Annotated in this window: 19 protein-coding genes; 11 read left to right on the top strand and 8 right to left on the bottom strand. The window is 67.9% G+C overall.

The annotated features are described in order from the left end of the window. Positions 1-7 precede the first annotated feature (7 nt). Positions 8-379: a VOC family protein gene (locus tag ABZX12_RS16380; protein ID WP_355693831.1), complete on the top strand. Its 372-nt coding sequence runs from the start codon at positions 8-10 to the stop codon at positions 377-379. Here the strand turns inward: ABZX12_RS16380 and ABZX12_RS16375 are convergent. Next, complete coding sequence (locus ABZX12_RS16375) at positions 369-1523, bottom strand: NAD-dependent epimerase/dehydratase family protein (protein WP_355693830.1); 1155 nt, start codon at positions 1521-1523, stop codon at positions 369-371. The two genes, ABZX12_RS16380 and ABZX12_RS16375, sit on opposite strands and share 11 nt — an antisense overlap. Positions 1524-1679: 156 nt before the next feature. Here ABZX12_RS16375 and ABZX12_RS16370 point away from each other — a divergent pair, with 156 nt between their 5' ends. Beyond that, entirely contained in the window at positions 1680-2153 is a 474-nt protein-coding gene (locus ABZX12_RS16370) for a GtrA family protein (protein WP_355693828.1), read from the top strand. On the opposite strand, the gene ABZX12_RS16365 is transcribed toward ABZX12_RS16370, so the two are convergent. Both ABZX12_RS16365 and ABZX12_RS16360 read right to left on the bottom strand, forming a co-directional pair. Further along, positions 2053-4218: a glycosyltransferase family 2 protein gene (locus ABZX12_RS16365; RefSeq protein ID WP_355693827.1), complete on the bottom strand. Its 2166-nt coding sequence runs from the start codon at positions 4216-4218 to the stop codon at positions 2053-2055. The genes ABZX12_RS16370 and ABZX12_RS16365 overlap by 101 nt on opposite strands. Then, a complete protein-coding gene (locus ABZX12_RS16360) occupies positions 4215-5114 on the bottom strand; it encodes an NAD-dependent epimerase/dehydratase family protein (protein WP_355693825.1) in 900 nt (299 codons plus the stop codon). The genes ABZX12_RS16365 and ABZX12_RS16360 overlap by 4 nt, the downstream gene beginning before the upstream one ends. Positions 5115-5372: 258 nt before the next feature. On the opposite strand from ABZX12_RS16360, the gene ABZX12_RS16355 reads away from it, so the two are divergent. Then, a complete protein-coding gene (locus tag ABZX12_RS16355; protein ID WP_355693823.1) occupies positions 5373-9323 on the top strand; it encodes a GH92 family glycosyl hydrolase in 3951 nt (1316 codons plus the stop codon). Between the two features lie 160 nt (positions 9324-9483). Here ABZX12_RS16355 and ABZX12_RS16350 read toward each other — a convergent pair whose 3' ends face one another. The 4 genes from ABZX12_RS16350 to ABZX12_RS16335 form a co-directional block, all read right to left on the bottom strand. Then, positions 9484-9798, bottom strand: coding sequence for a hypothetical protein (locus ABZX12_RS16350; RefSeq protein WP_355693821.1), 315 nt, complete (start codon positions 9796-9798; stop codon positions 9484-9486). Between the two features lie 47 nt (positions 9799-9845). Next, entirely contained in the window at positions 9846-11039 is a 1194-nt protein-coding gene (locus tag ABZX12_RS16345; protein ID WP_355693819.1) for a mannosyltransferase family protein, read from the bottom strand. 89 nt (positions 11040-11128) lie between these two features. Next, positions 11129-13354, bottom strand: coding sequence for a transglycosylase domain-containing protein (locus ABZX12_RS16340; RefSeq protein WP_355693817.1), 2226 nt, complete (start codon positions 13352-13354; stop codon positions 11129-11131). Between the two features lie 126 nt (positions 13355-13480). After that, positions 13481-14962 carry a TIGR00366 family protein gene (locus ABZX12_RS16335; protein ID WP_355693815.1) on the bottom strand — a complete coding sequence of 494 codons (1482 nt, stop codon included), beginning with the start codon at positions 14960-14962 and terminating at the stop codon, positions 13481-13483. A 214-nt stretch (positions 14963-15176) separates the two neighbouring features. Here ABZX12_RS16335 and ABZX12_RS16330 point away from each other — a divergent pair, with 214 nt between their 5' ends. From ABZX12_RS16330 to ABZX12_RS16310, 5 genes are all read left to right on the top strand, one after another. Next, complete coding sequence (locus ABZX12_RS16330; RefSeq protein ID WP_167204308.1) at positions 15177-15761, top strand: PadR family transcriptional regulator; 585 nt, start codon at positions 15177-15179, stop codon at positions 15759-15761. Beyond that, complete coding sequence (locus tag ABZX12_RS16325) at positions 15758-16837, top strand: inositol-3-phosphate synthase (protein WP_355475737.1); 1080 nt, start codon at positions 15758-15760, stop codon at positions 16835-16837. The genes ABZX12_RS16330 and ABZX12_RS16325 overlap by 4 nt, the downstream gene beginning before the upstream one ends. Before the next feature lie 22 nt (positions 16838-16859). After that, complete coding sequence (locus ABZX12_RS16320; protein ID WP_355693813.1) at positions 16860-17690, top strand: DUF72 domain-containing protein; 831 nt, start codon at positions 16860-16862, stop codon at positions 17688-17690. Between the two features lie 146 nt (positions 17691-17836). Further along, entirely contained in the window at positions 17837-18250 is a 414-nt protein-coding gene (locus tag ABZX12_RS16315; protein WP_355693811.1) for a nuclear transport factor 2 family protein, read from the top strand. 112 nt (positions 18251-18362) lie between these two features. After that, a complete protein-coding gene (locus tag ABZX12_RS16310; protein ID WP_355693809.1) occupies positions 18363-18584 on the top strand; it encodes a hypothetical protein in 222 nt (73 codons plus the stop codon). A 38-nt stretch (positions 18585-18622) separates the two neighbouring features. On the opposite strand, the gene ABZX12_RS16305 is transcribed toward ABZX12_RS16310, so the two are convergent. Next, the gene (locus tag ABZX12_RS16305; RefSeq protein ID WP_355693807.1) at positions 18623-19366 is read right to left on the bottom strand and encodes a hypothetical protein; all 744 of its coding nucleotides are present in this window, start codon (positions 19364-19366) and stop codon (positions 18623-18625) included. A 217-nt stretch (positions 19367-19583) separates the two neighbouring features. On the opposite strand from ABZX12_RS16305, the gene ABZX12_RS16300 reads away from it, so the two are divergent. The 3 genes from ABZX12_RS16300 (at position 19584) to ABZX12_RS16290 (ending at position 22322) form a co-directional block, all read left to right on the top strand. Beyond that, positions 19584-20051 carry a hypothetical protein gene (locus ABZX12_RS16300; RefSeq protein WP_355693806.1) on the top strand — a complete coding sequence of 156 codons (468 nt, stop codon included), beginning with the start codon at positions 19584-19586 and terminating at the stop codon, positions 20049-20051. After that, the gene (locus ABZX12_RS16295) at positions 19963-21015 is read left to right on the top strand and encodes a hypothetical protein (protein ID WP_355693804.1); all 1053 of its coding nucleotides are present in this window, start codon (positions 19963-19965) and stop codon (positions 21013-21015) included. Before ABZX12_RS16300 ends, ABZX12_RS16295 begins: the two co-directional genes overlap by 89 nt. A gap of 119 nt (positions 21016-21134) precedes the next feature. Continuing rightward, positions 21135-22322: a M20 family metallopeptidase gene (locus ABZX12_RS16290; protein WP_355693802.1), complete on the top strand. Its 1188-nt coding sequence runs from the start codon at positions 21135-21137 to the stop codon at positions 22320-22322. Positions 22323-22327: the final 5 nt, after the last annotated feature.

Below are 22327 nucleotides of genomic sequence, written 5' to 3'. Positions count from 1 at the left end.
GTCGTGGATGAGCCATAAGTACGCGTTGAAGGGTGTCGTGCTGGACGCGCCGGACCCGCGGGAGCTCGGCGAGTTCTACAGCCGGCTGCTCGGCTGGGACCTGAATGCCCATGACGACACCTGGGTCACCGTCTGGAATCCGGACCTCCCGACCGGGTTGTCCATCCAGCTGGAGCCGAACTATCAGCCCCCAACCTGGCCCAGCGAGCAGAACGTCCAGCAGATGCAGCTGCACCTGGACATCCAGGTGGACGACCTGGAGTCGGCGCACGAGCGAGCCGTGGCCGCCGGGGCACGGCTGATGGAGTTCCAGCCGCAGCCCGACGTCCGGGTGTACGCCGACCCGGTCGGTCACATCTTCTGCTTCTTCACTGCTTGAGGTGGCCCTGCCAGCGCACGGTCGGGAGTAGGGCGGCCGGGTCGACGCGGTCCTTGTTGGCGGAGACGATGTCGAACATCGACTCGATCAGGGTCTCCGAGAGCAGGTGGGGCTGGAGGCCCAGGCCGACGAGGCCGGTGTGCTTCACGTTGTAGTAGTGCTCGGCCTGCTCGACGCGCGGGTTGTCCAGGTGCTCGACCTGTACCGGGCCCGGGAAGCACTCGGCGACCAGGTCGGCGAGCTGCGCCACCGAGTAGCTCTCGGTCATCTGGTTGAAGACCCGGAACTCACCGGCGTCCGCCGGATTCTCCACCGCGAGCCGGATGCACTCGACGGTGTCCCGGATGTCCAGGAAGCCGCGGGTCTGCCCGCCGCTGCCGTACACGGTCAGCGGCTCGCCGAGCACGGCCTGGATGCAGAACCGGTTGAGGACCGTGCCGAACACGGCGTCGTAGTCGAACCGGGTCGCCAGCCGCGCGTCCTGCACGGTCTGGTCGGTCTGCTGCCCGTACACCACACCCTGGTTGAGGTCGGTGACGCGCATCCCCCAGATCCGGCAGCCGAACTCGAGGTTGTGCGAGTCGTGCACCTTGCTCAGGTGGTAGAACGAGCCCGGCTTCTTCGGGTAGAGCATCCGGTCCTTGCGGCCGTTGTGCTCGACCTCCAGCCAGCCTTCCTCGATGTCGATGTTCGGCGTGCCGTACTCACCCATCGTCCCGAGCTTGACCAGGTGGATGTCCGGGTCGACCTCGGCGATCGCGTACATCAGGTTCAGCGTGCCGACCACGTTGTTGTGCTGGGTGTAGACGGCGTGCTCGCGGTCGATCATCGAGTACGGCGCGGCGCGCTGCTCGGCGAAGTGCACGATCGCGTCCGGCGCGAACTCGCGCACCACCCGGTAGACGAAATCCGCGTCGAGCAGATCGCCGACGTACGCCGGGATCCGCTTGCCGGACACCTCTTCCCAGGCTGCGACCCGGCTCTCGAGATCCTCGATCGGGACCAGACTCTGGACGCCCAGCTCGCGGTCGTACCCGCGACGGGCCATGTTGTCGAGCACGGCCGTGTCGTGGCCGCGGTCGGACAGGTGCAACGCGGTCGGCCACCCCAGGTAGCCGTCACCGCCAAGGACGAGTACGCGCACGGCTCGGCCGCCTTCCGTCAGGGAACGTCGTCACAGTCCTTCCTATCCCGAGTACCCACTCCAGTAACGTGACCGGCCCCACCTATTCGCTGGTAATCGCCTGAGAATTTCCTCCGCACTGCCGCCGGCCGGTGTGGAGGTGCAGAATAGACGGCGATGCGCGTTCTCACCAGGATCAGTTCTCGCCGCGGCAGATGGTTGCTGTGGGCGAAGTATTCGGCATCTTCCGTGGTGGCCACCGTGGTCAGCCAACTGGCGTTCGCTCTGTGTTACTGGTTCGGCACGGCGGCCATCGTCGCCACGCTGGTCGCCTGGCTGGCCGGCGCGGTCCCGAACTACGTGCTGAACCGCCGCTGGACCTGGGGCCGCAGCGGTCAGAAGTTGCCGTACACAATGATCGTGATCGGCTCCGCGGTCACGGCCGCCGTGGTCACCTCGGTGACCGATCACCTGGTGCAGCCGGTCGACTCACACGCGCTGAAGACGCTGCTCGTGACCGGTTCGTACTTCGGGACCTACGCGGTGCTGTTCATCGTGAAGTTCGTGCTGTTCGATCGCCTGGTGTTCGCCAAGAGCCCGCCTGCCGCCGCCGGCGCAGTACGTACTCCCGTAACCACGTCGTCGTCATGACCCGGCCGTAGTTCGCGCCGTACACGACCCCGGGGCCCTTCTTGCTGCTCCCGTCGCCGCGTCGGCGCATCGTCATCGGCAGCTCGACCACGCGGGCGCCGAGCGCGAGCGCCCCGAGCAGCAGCTCCGACGACTGGTACTGCGGCTCACGCAACGTGACAGCGGTCGCGAGCTCGGCCCGCATCGCGCGGAAGCCGAACGAGGTGTCGGTCAGCTTGCGCCGGGTCAGGATCGACGCGAGTACGGCGAACACGCGCACGCCGACCCATCGCAGCCGACTGTCCGCGTCCTCCGCTCCGAGCCGGCGCGATCCGGTGACGAAATCGGCCCGGTCGAGCAGGATCGGCTCCAGCAGCGTCTCCAGCTCGTCGTTGTCGTACTGACCGTCGGCGTCGGTCGTGACGATGTACTTCGCCCCGCCCTCCGCGGCCAGGTGGTACCCGAGCCGGAGCGCGGCGCCTTGGCCGCGGTTGCTCGGGGCAACACACACGGATGCCCCGTGCTCACGGGCGATCTCGGCGGTGTTGTCGGTGGCGCCGTCCACGACGACCAGGACGTCGACCGGCAGGCCGGCACAGGTTCGCGGCATATTGGTGAGGACGGGGCCGATGCCGCCGGCTTCGTTGTACGCCGCGATGACCACGACGACCGGTGCGAAGTCCGTGTGCTTGAACGCCTTTACGGCCTCGGAATCGACGGCGTCCGGATAGTCCGCCATCGCGGGTCGCGCCTGGTCCTTGCCGAGCAGGGCGCGGAGGCCTATGGCACCTGCCAGCGGGAAGAAGATCAGTCCTGGCAGCTGGTAGCGCCAGGAGAACTCGAACGCGGCTGAGCCGAGCAGCAGGATCACACCGGCCGCTGCCGGGAACAGTGCAGCCGCTCGGAGCTCTCTTGCACGTACGGCCGCAACAAGAGCGATCAGTACACACAGGGCGAGCAGTGTGCCGGACGTGTAGCCGCCGTGGAGTTGGTAGGCGCGCAGGATGACAGCAGGAGTGTGAGAGACGTGCGGCTCGGACCCTCCCCATTTCACTGCGGCCTTGGTGGTGTTGGGGTCTTTGAGGTTCGGGTAGGTGAGCTGGAACTGCCACCGGTCCAGCGGTACGTCGTTGGGCGAACTGGTGCGCGTCGGCGCGAACCCCTTCGCGAAGTCCTTCAGCGCCGCCCACGTGACGTCCAGCGGCTGGTGCTTGATCACCAGATGCGCGAACTCGGTCGCCAGTTGACGCTTCGTCGTCCCCGGCGGGAGCGGACCGGGCCAGTTCGGGTCGCCGTAGTGGTTGTGGGCGTACTTGTCGACCCCGAGACGCTGGCCGAGCGGTTCCTTCGGGCAGAACAACCGCGTGCCTTCGTCGAGCGGCAGCTTGTCGCAGTTGGCGACCGTGGCGGTCCGCCCGTACAGGATCTGGTTCTCGGCGCCGGTGAATCCCCAGCGGCCCGTTTCCGCGTGGTAGTAGCCGACGTACGCCGCGAAGACGACACCGAAGCCGGCCACGGCGGCAGCGGTGCGGCGTAGTCGCTTGCGCCCGGCCACCATCAGGTAGAGCACCACGGCGAGCAGCAGGACCATGCCGATCGCGCGGACCGTGAACGCGGCGCCCACGAGCACACCGACGACGGCTGCGCGCCGCCAGCCCGGTAGTTCCTTCTTGCCGAGGAGCAGCCAGAGGATCGCCACCAGGATCACGTCGAACGTGGTCTCGGCCATGATGTTCTGCTCGATCTGCACCTGGTACGCGTCGAGCAGGATCGGCGCGGCGGCGACCGCGGCCAGCCAGCGATAGACGGTGAGCCTCCGGGCGAGCGCGTAGATGGCGACGCCGAGGAGCAGTCCGGTGAGGTGCTGAACGATGACGACGAAGGTGAGCCCGCCGATGGAGACCAGCGGGCCGAGCACGAAGTCGTACCCGATGGGATTGAGCTGGTCCGGGCTCAGCTTGCCCATGTTCGTCAGGTATTGGACGGAGTCGGTGTAGACGATCGCGGGCGTGTAGGCGACAGTCGCGAGGACCCGCAGTACCAGACCGAGCGTGAGGAAGACGGCGAGCAGCCAGTGCTTCCTCACTGCTTTTCGAAGTACCGCCACGTCCGGGCCAGACCGTCTTCGAGCGAGACCGTCGGCTGGTAGCCGAGATCGTTGGCGACGTCCACGACCACCGCCGGCATCTCTCCCGCCGGAGCCTCGATGTGCTCGGCCGGCACCGGCCGGCCCGTGACCGCGCGGACCGTGTCGATCATCTCCAGCACCGACACCGAGCGCCCGGAGCCGATGATCGCGCGACCGTCGTACCTGGTGTCGAGCGCCCGCAGGACGCCGCTCACCACGTCGTCGATGAACACCAGGTCCCGCCGCTGCTGCCCGTCGCCGTACACCTTCACCCCGGTGCCGCTCAGCGCCGCCCGCATCATCCGCGGCACGAAGCTGTCCTTGTGCGACATCCCCGGGCCGTACACGTTGGTGAACCGCAGCGCGGCGGTCGCCATCCCGTAGCTCCCGGAGTACGCCGACAGCAACATCTCGCACGCCGCCTTCGTCGCGCCGTACGGCGTCAGCGGCCGCAGCGGCAGGTCGACGGTGATCACCGACGTACCGACGTTGCCCACGACCGCATTGGTCGACGCCAGCACGAACGCCTCGACCCCACTACCGCGGCTCAACTCCAGCAGCACCTGCGTGATCGTCACGTTCTGCGCGAACGTCTGCATCGGCGCATCCACCGACCGCAACACCGACGTCAACGCCGCCAGATGCACGACACTCGTTGGCCGCGTCTCGAACGCCGCGACACACGTCTCCTGCTCCGCCAGATCCCCCGTCACCACGTGCACCCCACCGTCCCAGGAAGCATCCGGCGGCTCCCGATCCACAGCAGTAACCGCCACCCCACGCCCCCGCAGGGCCCCCACCACAGCCCGCCCGATGAACCCCGAGGCCCCGGTGACCAGCACACGTTCGTCCATGCGCTTCAACCTACCTCCGGGGCGTCGATCCACCACCATGGATCGACAGTGCGCTACGAACTATTGACCCGCGGTGACATCGCTGGGCAGGATCGACCCGAACGCGGGCTGACAACCTTGTCATCGGGGCCGCGTACCCACACCGGTGGACGGGGCGTCCCGTGGTGCCGGCCGGATGTGCAAGGAGCGTGGATGGATCTCCGCCGCCCACTGGGGCTCGTCACGTCTCTCGCGCTGGTTGTGACAATGTCTGTTGCCATGACGCCAGCGCATGCCGCGTCGCCTGCTGCCTCCGAGCAGCCGGTGGTGAGCGGTTCGTCGTACTTCACCTCGTTCGAGCCCGGGCAACCGCAGCCGGGCTACACCGACACGGTCGAGACCGGTCCGGACGGGAAGCCGCGCACCGAGGGGGTGCGGGGGCCGACGCCGACCGGGATCGGTGGCAGCGAGATGGACAAGGTCACCAAGGTGACCGCGAACGGCGAGAACACCGGTGGCGGCGAGATCGCCACGAACGCCGCGGACGGTGACAAGTTCACCAAGTGGCTGGTGTTCCAGCCGACCGGCTGGCTGGTCTACCAGACCTCGGCCCCGGTGGTGATCAAGAAGTACGCGCTCACCTCGGCGAACGACGCCGACGGCCGCGACCCGCAGAACTGGACCGTGTCCGGGTCGAACGACGGCAGCACCTGGACCACGCTGGACACGCAGACCGGCCAGAACTTCGAGAACCGGTTCCAGACCAAGGAGTACAGCTTCGCCAACGACACGGCGTACACGTACTTCAAGCTGGACATCACGCTCAACCACGGCGAGAACATCGTCCAGCTCGCCGACTGGTACCTGTCGAACGGCGCGCCGCTGCCGCCGCCCGGTCCGGTCGCCGAGTCGCGGCTGGACTCCGGCCCGACCAGTGCCTACAACGCCCGCGCCCGCGTCGGCTTCACCGGCGTCAAGTCCTTCCGGTACGCCGGGCACCAGGACGCCGAGGGCCGCGGCTACACGTGGAACAAGATCTCCGACGTCGATCTGCAGGTGGGTAAGGACACCCGCCTGTCGTACAAGATCTTCCCGGAGCACGTCGAAGGCGACCTGAGCTACCCGAGCACGTACGCCGCGGTCGACCTCGCGTTCGACGACGGCACGTACCTCAGCGACCTGAAGGCCAAGGACCACCACGGCTTCGAGCTCAGTCCTCGCGGCCAGGGCGACTCGAAGGCGCTGTACACGAACCAGTGGAACAACGTCGAGGCCGATCTCGGCAAGGTGGCAGCCGGCAAGACCATCAAGCGAATCCTGGTCGGGTACGACAAGCCGACGGGGCCGGCCGACTTCCGTGGCTGGCTCGACGACATCCGGATCGCCGCCGCGATCAACCCGGACCGTGCGGCGCAGAAGACCGCGGCCAAGCACCCGTCGGACCTGGCGCTGACCACGCGCGGCACGAACGCCACGGGCGGTTTCTCGCGGGGCAACAACTTCCCTGCCACCGCCGTACCGCACGGTTTCAACTTCTGGACGCCGGTCACGAACGCCGGGTCGACCTCCTGGCTGTACGACTACGCCAAGGGCAACAACGAGGCCAACCGGCCGACCATGCAGGCGCTGTCAATCAGCCACGAGCCCAGCCCGTGGATGGGTGACCGGCAGACGTTCCAGGTGATGCCGTCGATCGCGGCGACGCCGACCGCGGACCGCAAGGCCCGTGCCTGGTCGTTCAGCCACGACAACGAGACCGCGCGTCCGTACTACTACGGCGTCACGTTCGACAACGGCAACGCGGCCGAGATCGCGCCGACCGACCACGCCGCGCTGCTGCGGTTCAGCTTCCCGGCCGGCAAGGCGTCGCTGGTCTTCGACAACGTGAACAACAACGGCGGCCTGACGCTCGATCCGGCGACCGGCGTGGTCACGGGGCACTCCGACGTCAAGAGCGGACTGTCCACGGGCGCCGGCCGGCTGTTCGTGTACGGCGTGGTCGACCAGAAGGTGCTTGCCTCAGGCAAGTTGTCGAACGGAGGTGGCGCGAACGTCGGCGGCTACTTCTCGTTCGACCCCAAGGTGACCCAGGTCCAGCTGCGACTCGCCACCTCGCTGATCGGCACCGAGCAGGCCCGGAAGAACCTGGAGCAGGAACTCCCGGCGGACTCCAAGTTCAGCAAGGTCAAGGACGCCGCACAGGCGCTCTGGGACAAGAAGCTCCACACGATCGAGGTCGAGGGCGCGACGGCCGACCAGCTGACCAGCCTGTACTCGAACCTCTACCGGCTGTTCCTCTACCCGAACAACGGCTCCGAGAACACCGGGACCGCCAAGGACCCGGTGATCAAGTACGCGTCGCCGACCTCGCCGAAGGTAGGCACCGACACCCCGACCACGACCGGCTCGAAGATCGTGGCCGGCCAGACGTACGTGAACAACGGCTTCTGGGACACGTACCGGACGGTGTGGCCGGCGTACTCGCTGTTCGCCCAGGACGAGGCGGCCGACCTGGTGAACGGGTTCGTCCAGCAGTACAAGGACGGCGGCTGGATCTCCCGCTGGTCCTCGCCCGGCTACGCGAACCTGATGGTCGGTACGTCGTCCGACGTCGCCTTCGCGGACGCGTACCTGAAGGGCATCAAGGGGATCGACGTCCGAGCGATGTACGACGCGGCGGTGAAGAACGCGTCCGTCGTGCCGCCGTCGCAGAACGTCGGCCGCAAGGGCATGGACCTGGCCACGTTCAACGGCTACACGGCCAACACCACCGGTGAGGGCTTCAGCTGGTCGATGGACGGCTACATCAACGACTTCGGCATCGCGAACCTGTCGAAGGCGCTGTACGACAAGGCCAAGAAGAACGACCCGCGCAAGCAGGAGTACCTGGACAACTACAAGTACTTCCTGAACCGGGCCCGCAACTACGTCACGCTCTACGACCCGACGGTCGGCTTCTTCCAGGGCAAGGGGCCGGACGGTGTCTGGGGCAACTCCCCGAGCACCTTCGACCCGCAGGACTGGGGCCACGACTACACCGAGACCAACGCCTGGAACATGGCCTTCTCGACGCCGCAGGACGGTGCCGGCCTGGCCGCGATCTACGGCGGGCGGGACGGTCTGGCGAAGAAGCTCGACGAGTTCTTCAGCACGCCGGAGGACGCGTTGCACACCGGCGGGTACGGCGGCACGATCCACGAGATGCTCGAGGCGCGTGACGTCCGGATGGGGCAGTACGGCCACAGCAACCAGCCGTCGCACCACATCACCTACATGTACGACGTGGCGGGGCAGCCGTGGAAGACGCAGGAGAAGGTCCGCGAGGTGCTGTCGCGGTTGTACCTCGGCTCGGAGATCGGGCAGGGGTACCCGGGTGACGAGGACAACGGCGAGATGTCGTCGTGGTTCCTGTTCAGCGCGCTCGGCTTCTACCCGCTGCAGGTCGGGTCGCCGTCGTACGCGATCGGCTCGCCGCTGTTCACCAAGGCGACGGTCCGGCTGGCCGGCGGCAAGAAGCTGGTGCTCAGCGCTCCGAACAACAGCTCGCGCAACGTCTACGTGAAGAGCGTCAAGGTCAACGGCAAGAACTGGACCTCGACCGCGCTGCCGCACGACCTGATCGCCGGCGGCGGCAAGATCGAGTTCGAGATGACCGACCAGCCGAGCAAGTGGGGCACCGGCCGTAACGACGCGCCGCCGTCGATCACCAAGCCGGGCGAGGACCCAATGACGTGGCGTGACTCGACGTCCGACACCGGCGCGGTGATCGGTGCGGGCAGCACGGACGTCTCCGCGCTGATCGACAACGACACGAAGACGCAGGTCACCCTGACCGGTGCACAGCCGACCGTCACGGTGGCCCTGCCACAGGGTCGTCCGGTCGGCATGTACACGCTGACGAGCGGTGCCACCGGTACGGCGCCGTCGGCGTGGACGCTCGAGGGATCGAACGACGGTACGACGTGGAGCACGGTGGACCGGCGTGCCGGCGAGGCCTGGGCCTGGACGTCGTACACCAGGTCCTTCAGCATCGCCTCGCCGAAGGCCTACACGCAGTACCGCCTGGTGCTCACGCCGGCAGCCGGCGCCGACGGCGTCACGCTGTCCGAGATCGAGCTGCTCGGCACGCTGAAGGGCATCGAGACCGGCACCCATCCGAGCGACAAGCGCGTCGCCGAGACGAAGCCGAGCCCGACACCCTCGCAGTCGATCGACCGCAACTACGGCTGACGTGACTGAGGGCGACGGCAGTTGCCATCGCCCTCGGTACGGTCACCGGCGGAGCCTGCCCCTGAGAGGTTCCGCCGGAAGGTGAAGGAGGGGTGGCGGTCCCCGCCCGGACTGCCACCCCTTCATCTGTATCGACGCTCGAACCCTGTCGAGGGTTGCCTCACCCGAGAACTGTCCATATGCCGGACAACGCCAGGAACCAGACCAGGTTCACGGCGAGCATCCCGACGGTCGCGGCGACCGCGAACACCCACCCGAGACCGGCCCGGAGCGCCAGCACCGGCAACGCCAGAGCCGTCGCCACACCCCCGAGTTGTACGGCGAGCGGCGCGCCGCCGTGCTCGACCGCACAGCTCACCCCGGTCGGCGGACACAGCGGGGCGCCGAACTGACGCATCAGCGCGTACGCGGCGCCTGCCAGCACGCCGACGAACACCGCCTGCAGCGCGACCCTGCCGATCGTCCGGGCTTCCATGGGATCACGGTAAGTACCCGGCAGGTTCAGGGCATGAGCAGAACTACTCAGCCGGACCAGCGGCCGGTGAAGAAGCCGGCCGCCCAGACCGCGGCGAGAGGTATCGCCACGGCCAGATACAGGCGGCCGATCCACGGTCTGCGTCTGGCGAGCACCGCGAGCCCGATCCACAGCGGCCACATGAGCAAGGTGGCCCGGGTGAGCGAGTAGATCCAGAACGAGGTACAGAAGGCGCCGATCGTGGCCGCGACCCAGGCGGCCTCACCCCAGGAGCGGCGCCAGAACAACCAGGCGAGCAGCACCAGCCCGATGAACAGCGCGACCAGCTCGGCCCGGAACATCCAGGTCCAGTCGCTGCGGTCGGGCGCGAAATGGCCCTTGCTCGCGGCCTCGAAAGTGTGCACCAGCGAGGTCCACGGCCAGGTGAACTCGCGCGCCCAACCCTTCTCCTGCGCCTCCTGCCAGGCGAACCAGGAGCCGTGGATCTGCTTCAGGTACGCCATGAAGCCGAGCACCGGTACGGCGGGCAGCGCCAGCCACGGCAGCGACAACCAGTCCCGCTTCTTCGACGTCAGGAACTCGACGAGCAGCGCGAAGATCAGGAAGAGCCCGGACACTCGCACCGTCGACGCCAGCGCGACGAAGATCGCGGCGCGCGCCCAGCGGCCCTGCCGCGCGGCCAGCCAGGCGGGGAACGCGAACGCGCAGAACAGCGCTTCGGTGTACCCGGCCGCCAGGAATACGCCGACCGGAGCGCAGTACCAGATCATCGCCGCGTTCGGGCCGAGGCCTTTCAGCTCCGGGAACTCGTACTGCGCCAGGCGCGCGAGGTACACGCCCGCGACGGCGCTGGCGACCGCGGACACCACGATGCCGGCGGCGACGTAGCCGATGCCCGTGTAGCTGACCAGCCGCACCAGCAGCGGGAAGCCGGGGAAGAACGCGGCCAGCGGCGCACCGGACGGCTCACCGTGGTTGTAGCCGAACTCGGCGACCGCCTTCAGGTGCCAGACGTCCCACTGCAGCCACGCCTTCCACACGTTCGGGTAGTCGCTGCCCCGGTTGAACAGCAGTGGCGCGGAGATCGACAGCACGAACAGCGCGATCCGGGTGACCAGCCACCACCCGAGCACTTCCCGGGTCATCGCCGTCGGCATCCACCGCTGCCACCCGACCCCGTCGACCCGGGCCCGCCGGGCCTGACCCGGCCGTGGCTCGTCGGCAGCCGAACGCTCAAACACGCCGGCACCGCCGCACACCACAGTCCACCCGAGTCACAGCCCTATCGTCCCCTATCCGGGATGCACCGGCCGGGGCCGGTGCACGGACGTTACTGACCGCCCGGTGTTCGTGGCGTATCGGTGGGTTGGGTCGGCCCACCGGTCGGCAGCGTCGGGATGACCGGGGTGGTCGTCGTCTGCGTCGGCTTGGTCTTCGTCGGCCTGCCCGTCGGCGTGTTCGGCGGCGGGGTGCTCGGCGGAGGAGTGCTCGGCGGCGTACTGGGCGGCGGAGTGCTCGGCGGAGGAGTGCTCGGCGGCGGCGTGTACGTCGGGGTCGACGTGTCCTTGATCTGGTCCTCGTCCGGCTCCGTGAACTCGGCCTCGGGCACGCCGTCGAGGGCGGACTGCATGAACGCCAGCCAGGTCTTCAGCGGCCAGTTGCCACCGAAGAAGGCCGGGTCGTCGCTGTACGGGTCGAGGTCCGACTCACCGGTGGCGCCGGCGCGGTACAGCACCGAGGTGGATTCCTGCGGTGTGTAGCCGGTCCACCACGAGGTCAGAGTCGCCGAGCCGTCCTTACAGCCGTCACAGGCGGCGTTCGCCTTGCGGTCCTCGACCGCGACACCACCGGCAGTGCCGGTCTTGCCGGCGACGGCGCGGTCGAGATCCTTCGCGCCCTCACCGGTGCCCTTCTCGACCACGTTCTGCAGAGCGAAGTTGACCAGGTTCGCGATCTCCGGCGTGAAGGCCTGCTTCTGCTGCTTCAGGACACTCGCCTCCGACCACAGCACCTTGCCGTCCGGGCCGCGGACTTCCTTGATCACGTGCAGCGGCGTGTACTTGCCCTCGGCAGCGAACGTCGCATACGCGTTCGCCATGTCGACCGGCGACGCGTACGCGTCCGGACCGAGCACCGTCGCCGGCGCCTGCCGGTCCTTCTCCAGCGTCTTCGTCGCCGGAATACCGGCCGCCTCGGCGGCGTCCACAACCTTGCTCGGGCCGTCGTCCATGGTCTTGTCGACCAGCTCGTAGAAGGCGGTGTTGATCGACTGCTCGGTCGCCTTCATCAGCGTGACGTCGCCGTAGTCGGTGTTCAGCTCGTTGCCGAACTTCTGGCCCTGGATCACGATCGGGCTGTCACCTTGATAGGTGTCCCAGAGCGACTTTCCTTCCTTCAGCGCCGCGGCCAGGGCGAACGGCTTGAAGGACGAACCCGGTCGCGCCTTCGTCGTCGCCCAGTTCAGCTGGCTCTTGAGGAAGTCAGGCCCCCCGTACATCGCCAGCAGTTGGCCAGTGCCCGGTTGCACCGCGGCCATCCCGACGTGCAGTCCGGCGTTCTTCTTCGGCTGCTCCTTGGCGGCGGCCAGCATCTTCTTCTGCTGGCCGTAGTTGAAGGTGGTCGTGACCTTCAGGCCGCCGCCGGTGATCTCGTCCTCGTCGAAGCCGCGCTGCGCCAGTTCCTTGCGGGCCATGTCGAGCAGGAAGCCGTTCGGCCCGGCGTACCGGCTGCTCTTCTTCTTCATCTTGCTCAGGTCGGGCAGCTTGGCGGCGTACTGCTTCTCCTTGGCCTCGCTGATCGTGCCCATCTGCTGCATGCCGTCGAGCACGTATTTGTACCGCTCGATGATCCGGGCCTTGGTTCGCGGATCCGAGTCGGTGACGTCGAACAGCGACGGGTTGTTCAGGATGGTCGCGAGCAGGGCTGCCTGCGGGACCGACAAGTTGGACGGTTCCTTGACACCGAAATAGGTGTCACCGGCAGCGGCGATACCGTACGCGCCCTGGCCGAAGTAGATCGTGTTGAGGTAACCCTCGAGGGTCTTGCTCTTGTCCTGCTGCCGGCCGAGCTTGGTCGCGATGAACAGTTCCCTGAACTTCCGGGAGACCGTGCGCTCCTGGGTCAGGTACATGATCTTCACGTACTGCTGCGTGATCGTCGAACCACCCTGGAGCTGCTCGCCGCGGGCGATGTTGACCGCGGCCCGCACCATGCCGCTCGGGGAGATGCCGGGGTTGGTCCAGAAGGTCCGGTCCTCGGCCGCGATCACCGAGTCCTGGACGTGCTTCGGGATCTGCGCCAGCGGCACCGTGTGCCGGTTCTGCTCGTAGAAGGTGCCCAGCGGGTTGCGGCCGTCGGCGTACGTCACCGTGGTGGTGTTGGTCGCGAACTCCTTGTTCGGGTCCGGGATCTTCGTGGTCTGGTAGACGACGAAGAACGCGGCGACCGAGCCGATGATGCCGAGGAAGACGAGTGCGGCCAGCCAGCCGAGCACCCGGACCGCCCAGTGTTTCTTCCGCCGGGGAGGCGGGGCGGCCTTTCTACGAGCTTCACTCACTGTGCAATCCTCGACGATCTCGCGGAAGTCATTGCCCCACAGACTACGGTGGGTGTGGTAATACGCCCGAATCCGCTCCGGATGGTAGCAAGCCGGTCCGGCGGGGCTCAAAGCCGATGCAAGCGGTTACCTCGTCACGTGCGGTGCGAGCAAGGTCACGGCGATCAGCGCCGCCGGGAAACAGGCCAGGAACAGCGTGAACGTGTAGCCCATGATGTCGCGCGCCTTGAGGCCGAGGATGGCGAGCGTCGGCAGCATCCAGAACGGTTGCAGCAGGTTCGCGCTCGCCTCGCCCAGGTCGTACACGACGACCATCCACCCGGCGTCGACGCGCAGCTCGTTCGCGGCCTGCAGCACGTACGGCGCCTCGATCACCCACTTGCTGCCGCCGCTCGGGACGAAGATGCCGAGGACACACGAGTAGATCGCGACCAGCGGCGGGAACAGGAACTGGTTGCTCGCCTGCACCAGCCAGCCGGCGAGGCGCGCGGAGATCCCGGTGTAGGCGATCATGCCGAAGACGCCGCCGTACAAGGGAAACTGGAGCAGTACGCCGGCCGCCGCGGGCGCGCCGTCGCGTACCGCACGCGCCATCCGCCACGGCCGCCAGTGCAGGAGCAGCGCGAGCAGGAACAGGATCAGGTTGACCGTGTTGAGGTCCAACGCGTTGAAGAAGCTCTTCCCGCTGAAGTAGCGCACCAGGTAGATCACGCCCAGCAGGACGATCAGCAGGCTGAACAGCGGCGAGTGCTCGAGCCAGTCGCCGGGCCTGCGCGTCTCCCGCCGTTGACCGTTGTAGGCCGAGCCGCGCCCGATGAGCGGCTTGAGCTCGATGCCGATCTGCTCGGCGGTCCGCGCGTTGCCCTCGCCCGGTGCGACGAACCACGCCATCGCGACGCCCACGACGTACACGATCAGCGTCGCCACCAGCGCCTGCCAGGTGAAGATCGTGTCGCTGAGGGGGATCAGCCCGCTGGCGTGACCGCCGGCCTTGATCACCTCCTGCACCGGCGGCGGGCTGCTGCTCGCACTCGCCACCTGCAAGGCCGCCGAGCCGGACAGCCCTTGCGCCCACACCGTCCCGAGCCCGAGGAACGCCATCGCACCGAGCGCGCGATAGTCCGCCTTCGGCACGTTGCGCGCGACCTCCCGCGCGAGGATCGCTGCGAAGATCAGGCTGAACGCCCAGTTCAGGTACGACGCCAGCATCGCGACCGCAGCGACGAACGCGACGGCGGACCGCGGCGTCTGCGGGAGCCGCGCCAGGCGGGTGATCAACCGCGCGACCGGTCCGCTGGTCGCCACGGCGTACCCGCCGATGATGATCATGGCCATCTGCAGCGTGAACGTGATCAGCGACCAGAACCCGATGCCCCAGGCGTCGACCAGTCCGAAGCCCTTGGTCGCGGCCGGGTCGTCGGGCCGCTTCAGCAGCGGCTCACCGGTGACGAGGCCGAACAACAGCACGACGAACGTGCCGACCAGGACGAAGCCGAACGCGTCCGGCAGCCACTTCTCGGTGAACGCGGTGAACCGCAGCGCCAGCCGGGCGAGCACCCCCTCGGCGGCGACGTCGGGCCTGGCGTGCTTCGCGTGACTGTCGGTCATTACCGTCCGCTCCCGAGCTATGACGCTGAGTGTCATTCGATTAACGCAGATCGGCGTCTGACGTAACAGGTTTCCCGGGTGCGCCGGGCGGGCGGGTGACAAAGGTCTTCTTTGTCAGGGGTTGTCCACAGGTGCCAGGTCTGCTTACAGTGGCGGCACGATGTATCGAGTCGATACATCAGGTCATGACAAACTGGACCGAGGGAGGTGGCTCATGGGAAACCGCAGTGGTGTCCTCGAGCTCGCCGTACTCGGTCTGCTGCACGAAGCGCCGATGCACGGTTACGAGCTCCGCAAGCGCGTCAACGCCCAGTTCGGGTGGGGACGCGTGCTGTCGTTCGGTTCGCTGTACCCGTGCCTGAAAGCGATGCTCCGCAACGGGCTGATCACGGCCGACCCCGGGACGCCGGAGTCGGGCCGGCGGCCCAAGATCGTGTACACGATCACCGCCGACGGCAAGGACTACTTCGCGCACGCGATGCACGAAGCCGGGCCGTCGGCCTGGGAGGACGACACGTTCGGCGTCCGCTTCTCGTTCTTCGGCCGGACCGACCCGGCCACCCGGTTGCGCATCCTCGAGGGCCGCAAGGCCCGGATGGAGGAGCGGCTGGCCAACTTCCGGGCGGCGATGAGCCGGACGGCGGAGCGGGTCGACGCCTACACCCTCGAGCTGCAACGGCACGGCCTGGAGTCGGCCGAGCGCGAGGTCCGCTGGCTGAACGAGCTGATCGACGGCGAGCGGCGGCAACAGCGGCCCCCTGACCAGCACCACCCGCCTACCCAAGGAGATTCCAGATGACCTCGATCCGCGTAGCGATCGTCGGCGTCGGCAACTGCGCCAGCTCGCTCGTCCAGGGCGTGCACTACTACCGCGACGCGAAGCCCGAGGAGCGCGTCCCCGGTCTGATGCACGTCCAGTTCGGCGACTACCACGTCCGGGACGTGGAGTTCGTGGCCGCGTTCGACGTCGACGGCAAGAAGGTCGGCCTGGACCTCGCCGACGCGATCGGCGCCAGCGAGAACAACACGATCAAGATCTGCGACGTGCCGCCGACCGGCATCACGGTGCAGCGTGGTCACACCCTCGACGGCCTCGGCAAGTACTACCGCGAGACCATCACCGAGTCGGACGCCGCGCCGGTCGACGTCGTGGCGGCGCTGCGTGAGGCGGCCGTCGACGTCCTGGTCTGCTACCTGCCGGTGGGTTCGGAGCAGGCCGCGAAGTTCTACGCGCAGTGCGCCATCGACGCCGGTGTCGCCTTCGTCAACGCGCTGCCGGTCTTCATCGCCGGCACCAAGGAGTGGGCGGACAAGTTCACCGCAGCCGGCCTGCCGATCGTCGGTGACGACATCAAGTCGCAGATCGGCGCCACCATCACGCACCGGGTGCTGACCAAGCTGTTCGAGGACCGCGGTGTGACCGTGGACCGCACGTACCAGCTGAACGTCGGCGGCAACATGGACTTCAAGAACATGCTCGAGCGCGAGCGGCTGGAGTCCAAGAAGATCAGCAAGACCCAGTCCGTCACCTCGCAGTTGCGCGACGAGATCGACGACCGCAACGTGCACATCGGCCCGTCGGACTACGTGGCCTGGTTGGACGACCGCAAGTGGGCGTTCATCCGCCTCGAGGGCCGCAACTTCGGCGACGTCCCGCTGTCCCTGGAGTACAAGCTCGAGGTCTGGGACTCGCCGAACTCGGCCGGCATCATCATCGACGCCATCCGCGCCGCGAAGATCGCCAAGGACCGCGGCATCGGCGGCCCGATCCTCTCCGCCTCGTCGTACTTCATGAAGTCCCCGCCGGAGCAGTACGCCGACGACGTCGCCCGCGAGCAGGTGGAGAAGTTCATCCGCGGCGAGATCGAGCGCTGAGGTTCCTCGCTAGATTGTGACGATGCGGCTCCACGTGGGATGTGCCCAATGGACACATCCCGCGTGGCCGCAGCCCGCCCGCGAGAAGCTGCGTTCGTACGCCTCGTGGTGCACCGCGGTGGAGAGCAACACCACGTTCTACGGGACGCCGTCGGTGTCGACGGTGGCGTCGTGGGCCGCGCAGACGCCGCCTGACTTCCGGTTCGTGGTGAAACTGCCGCAGGTCGTCACTCATGAGCGCCGGCTGACGAACGTCGACGCGGAGTTTCGCGCCTTCCTCGCGGCGATCGAGCCGCTCGGCCCGCGTAACCACGCGGTCTGGATCCAGCTCCCGGCCGCCTTCTCGCCGACAGACCTCGGCGCGCTCGCCGCCTTCCTGCACCAGGCGCCCCGCGACCACCGGTACGCCGTGGAGGTCCGGCACCGCGACTTCTTCGACGACCCCCGCGCCGCGGCGAACCTCGAACGTGTCCTGGCCCGCGCGAACGCGGAGTGGATCCCGTTCGACACCGGCACGCTGTTCGCCCGCCGCCCGACCAGCCTGGCCGAGCGCGACGCCTGGATGAAGAAGCCGCGCGTCGCCCGCCGGACCCGCGCGCTGACCGGCCACCCGATCGTCCGCTACATCGGTCGCGACTCCGTGGACGAGACCGTCGACGGCTGGGCGTACCTCGTCGAACTCGTCGTCGGCTGGCTGTCCGAAGGCCGCTCTCCGACGATCTTCCTGCACACGCCGGACAACGCCGAGTCGCTCAACCTCGCCCGCCGCTTCCACGCCACCGTCGCCGCAGCCGTACCCGACCTCGCCCCGCTCCCGGAGCCCGTCGCGAGCGAGCCGCCGACACTGTTCTGAACGTCATGCGTTTGACCTTCGCGCTCGGCCGATGACCCCCTTTCCCACATACCGGCACGGTGCTTGACTGACCGGTGGGGGGACCGGGATGCCGGTCCAGAGGCCGCGACATCGGGCCGCGGCCTTCCGTGGAAAGGGGGCCCCAGATGTCTGTGGCACAGACCGAATCCACGCTGCGCGATTACCTGGCGGCGCTGTTGAACGGCGGCGACTTCGCGTCGTTCTTCAGCGACGACATCGTGTGGACGACGATGGAGACCGGGGACGAGGTGCGTGGCCGGGAGGCCGTCCGCGACTTCATCCTCGCGATGCACACCCAGCTGTTCGACGCGTCACCGGAAGTCAGGAATGTCGCGTCCGGCGACGGCGTCGCGGCGCTGGAAGCCGTCTTCGTCGGAAAGCACACGGCCGAGTTCGCCGGCGTACCGGCGACAGGCACCACGGTCCGCCTGCCGTACACCGTCTTCTACGACGTGGACGGCGATCGCATCACGGCACTTCGGGCGTACTTCCCGATGTCAGCGCTGATCCACGAGCTGCAGGAGTCCGCACAGCAGTAGGCCCATCGGTACGCCGGGTGCCTGGGTTATCCACAGTTCCGAAATCCGCCGTGGATTCCGGGGCCGATCTCCGTATGTTCTCCGCCGACTTCACGACTCGGGAGGACATCTCATGCAACATCCGATCGGTACGCCGGCCACCTCGACGACCTCCGCACCACCCGACCTGCCAGCGGCCGGGCTCGCCCCGCGCGCCGAGCGGCAGGCCCGGGCCGACTGGCTCATCACCGAGCTCGCCCGCCTCGCGACCCAGGCCGACGATCCGGACCATCGCGCCCGCCTACGGCGCACAGCCGACTCTCTGGTCCGGCTCTCGATCGCGCTGCGCTCGTGACGACGACTCTGGCAGCCCACCCGACCTCGGTCCTCGAGCTACTGGCGGCGAGTGGAGACACAGCCCGCGAGCTCGCCGGCGCCGATCGGTCCGCGTGGAACGGGCACATCATCGAATCCTCCAGCGCGATGCTCGGCCTCGCCCATTGGGACGGCACCCTCTACCTCGACCGCGAGTCGATCGTCGACCCGCTCCGCCAGCTCTACGAACACGCCGGCACGACACGTCCGACACCGACCCTCGTCGCCTACCGCGAGTCCCTGGCAACGCTGCTCCACGAGCATGCCCACTTTCTCGGCCCGGAGGGCGCCACCCAGGAGGCGGCCCGCGAAGCCTTCACCAAACCGGGTAGCCGCCAACTGGAGGAAGGTGTCACGGAAGCCTGGGCCCAGGACCATCTCGACGACTTCCTCCGCCGGCTCGGCATCGACAAGGTTGCGCCAGGCATCGATTCCGTCCGGTCCACCGGCTACTACGCCGCCTTCGTCCCCGCCGTCCGCAAGATCACCACGGACCTCGACGCCCGCAACGCCCTCTCCTCCGGCGAAACCCTGGCGCTGCTCAACCGGCAGACCGCAGCCGGTCAGTTCCCCCTCCTCGTCGACCTCGTCCGCACGTCCCACGATCTGCCTGACACCGACACCGGCTCCCGCCTCGAAGCGATCCTCCGCTCCGGCCTCGCCCACCTCGACACCTATGAACTGGACCCACCCGGCGTCGCCGGCAAGCACTCCCTGGCAACCGCCACTCAGATCCTCACCGACCTCCGCCGCGAAACTCACGCCACCGACTCGGCCAGACACCTCGACGACTGCGCCCTCCCACCTCCCGCCCCGATCCGCAGTGCGCCGTCTCCCCACGAATCGGCTCTGTCCGGCCTCGCCGCCCCAACCCTCAGATATCCGGCAGCCACTCACCCGTCGCCCATCCGTCCACACCACGCGCACGGTCAGTTCGCTCAGCACCGAGAGGCCCCCGGCCGCCGGGATACTGAGGGGCATGGACTACGCAACGTACGACGCAGAGGAGCAGCGGCTCGTCGAGGCGGTGATGGCCAAGGAGATCCCCGAGGAGCGGCTGCCGATCGAAGTTGAGCGACTGCGGAGCCTGGTCCCGACGGTGGAGCCGGCGGCAGATCGGGAGCGTGCCGAGCGGAGCCTGTCCTCACTGGAGCACGTCCTGAACTACAAGGTCCCCCCGATGTCCGACGAGATGGCAGCAGCGCTCCAGGTGCAGTCGCGGGGTCTCGGCTCCACCGGCACCCCGGCGGAGCGCATCGAGCTTCTCCAGGCTGCCATCGCCGAGATCGGCCGGATCGCCAAGACCGTGGCAGGAGTCGAGGCAACCCGGATCCGCCGGCGACGACCAAGTATCCAAGGTGACCTGGGACGGCACGATCCTGTACCACCCGCAGGACGTCATCGAGCCGCTGCAGGACATGTTCGATCGTGCCTACCTGCAGCATGACGACGAGACACTCGACAGGTACCGCGAAGCTCTGCGCAACCTGTTCCACGAGAACATCCACCTGCTGGCCGGGCCAGGTACGTCGTTGGCTTTCCCGCTCGATGCGTACGAGGGCAGGGCGTACAAGGTCTTCGAGGAAGGAGTCACAGAACGGGCGACACAGAACGAGCTCGACAACTTCATCGACGAGCTCGGTCTCGAGCAGATCGCTCCCGGCATCAGGAGGCGGCAGAGCCTGCAGGCCTATGCGGCCTATACCCCTGCGGTCGACGCATTCAGTACCGCGGTCGGCGCGGACGTCGGCTTGGAGCCCTCCGAGGTCATCCAGCGAATAGCGGTGGTGAACACCGCTGAGAAGTTCAAGGTCGCCGCGGAGCTCCTGTACACGAAGCATCTGAGCCAACTGGTTCCGGAGACCGCGAGGGCCGACGCGATCAGCCGCATCGCCGAGGCCATGCACGGACCGTTCGCCGCTGTCTACGACTACGACAAGAACGACCCCTCGGACCTTCGCATGGCCGGTCTCGCGGGACGGAGCGCATTCCGGAACGCAACTGCGGAGATTCAGACGATCGCCGAGCACTGGGCCGGCAACCAGGACCTGCGCCGGGCACTTGACGCCGGTCTCGGCGCCACGATGACACCACATCGGACACCGGATCGGACACCACATCGGACACCGGATCGGACACCGGATCGGACACCGGATCGGACACCGGATCGGACACAGCACGGCAGCCGAGCTTCCGACGGCTCGGAGCCCAACAGTCCGCAGACCAAGGGCTTGCACTCCGAAGGCGCGCACTCCCAGGGCCCGCACTCCCAGGGCCCGCAGTCCGGCGGTCAGGGCTCTGACGGTCCGGCGCAGGGAGGCCAGGGCTCGAGTCGGCCGCCGAGCTGGAGCGCCGCGCCTGGCGGGCACCGACGGTCGGCGCCTGGACCTACCAGGTTGTCGCGGGACTGACGCAGTGCAACAAGGCTGGGCGAACATGCCCGAGGCACAGACACGACGCCGAGGCCGGGTACGGTGACTGGACGCCGGCAGGAGGCGCGGATGAAGAGCCCGCGACGAGAGGAGTATCGGTGGACCTGATTGCTGAGGGTGCCGAAAGGTTGGCCGAACTGGTCGAGGTCCGGCGGGTGCTCCATCGGGAGCCCGAGGTGGGATTGATCCTGCCTCGGACTCAGGCCGTCGTGATGGATGCTCTGGCGGGGTTGCCACTGGAAATCACCACGGGCACGGAGGTGACGTCGGTGGTGGCAGTGCTACGCGGCGCAGCACCGGGGCCGACCGTGTTGCTGCGCGGCGACATGGATGCGTTGCCGGTGGTGGAAGAGACCGGCCTCGAGTACGCCGCCGAGAACGGCAACATGCATGCCTGCGGCCACGATCTGCACACCGCGGGCCTGATCGGAGCGGCACGCTTGCTGAGCGAGCACCGAGATGAACTGCACGGGAACGTCGTCTTCATGTTCCAGCCGGGCGAGGAGGGTCTCGGCGGCGCGGGATACATGCTGCGCGAGGGTCTTCTGGAGGCAACCGGCGACAAGCCGATCGCGGCGTACGCGTTGCACGTCTGGTCGCAGGCACCGAAGGGAACGTTCCAGCTGCGGCCCGGAACGATCATGGCGAGCTCGAACCAGCTCCACATCACGGTGCGTGGGAAGGGCGGGCACGGGTCGATGCCGGATCGCACCGTGGACCCGGTGCCGGTGGTCGCGGAGATCGTGCTGGCGTTGCAGGCGTACACCACGCGGCGGGTGAACGTGTTCGACCCGGTGGTGATCACGGTGACGCAGCTGGAGGCGGGCGTCGCGATCAACGTCATCCCGAACACGGCCCGCCTCGGCGCCACCGTCCGCACGCTGTCCGACGCGATGCTGGAGCAGCTGACCCGCGAACTGCCGGCGTTGGCGGAGCAAATCGCGGCCGCGCACGGCTGCACGGTCGACGCGCGCCTCGACCCGCAGTACCCGGTGACGGTCAACGACGCCGGACGCACGGCGGAAACCACCGAGCTGCTCACCGACGTGTTCGGCGCGGACCGGGTGCAGCGTTTGGACAACCCCCTGATGGGCGCGGAGGACTTCTCGATGGTTCTCCGCGAGGTCCCAGGCACCTTCGCAATGGTCGGCGCCCGCCCCGACGACGTCACCCCCGAAGAAGCCCCCTCCAACCACTCCAGCCTCGTCCGCTTCGACGACGCGGTCCTCGCCGACACATCGGCCGCGCTGGCCCACCTGGCCACCCGTCACTTGATCCCTTCCTGACCCAC

It is taken from the genome of Kribbella sp. NPDC003505, assembly GCF_040610875.1.
Lineage (GTDB): Bacteria > Actinomycetota > Actinomycetes > Propionibacteriales > Kribbellaceae > Kribbella.
Note: the sequence above shows the minus strand (reverse complement) of the source record. Positions and strands in the feature narration are given on the sequence as shown.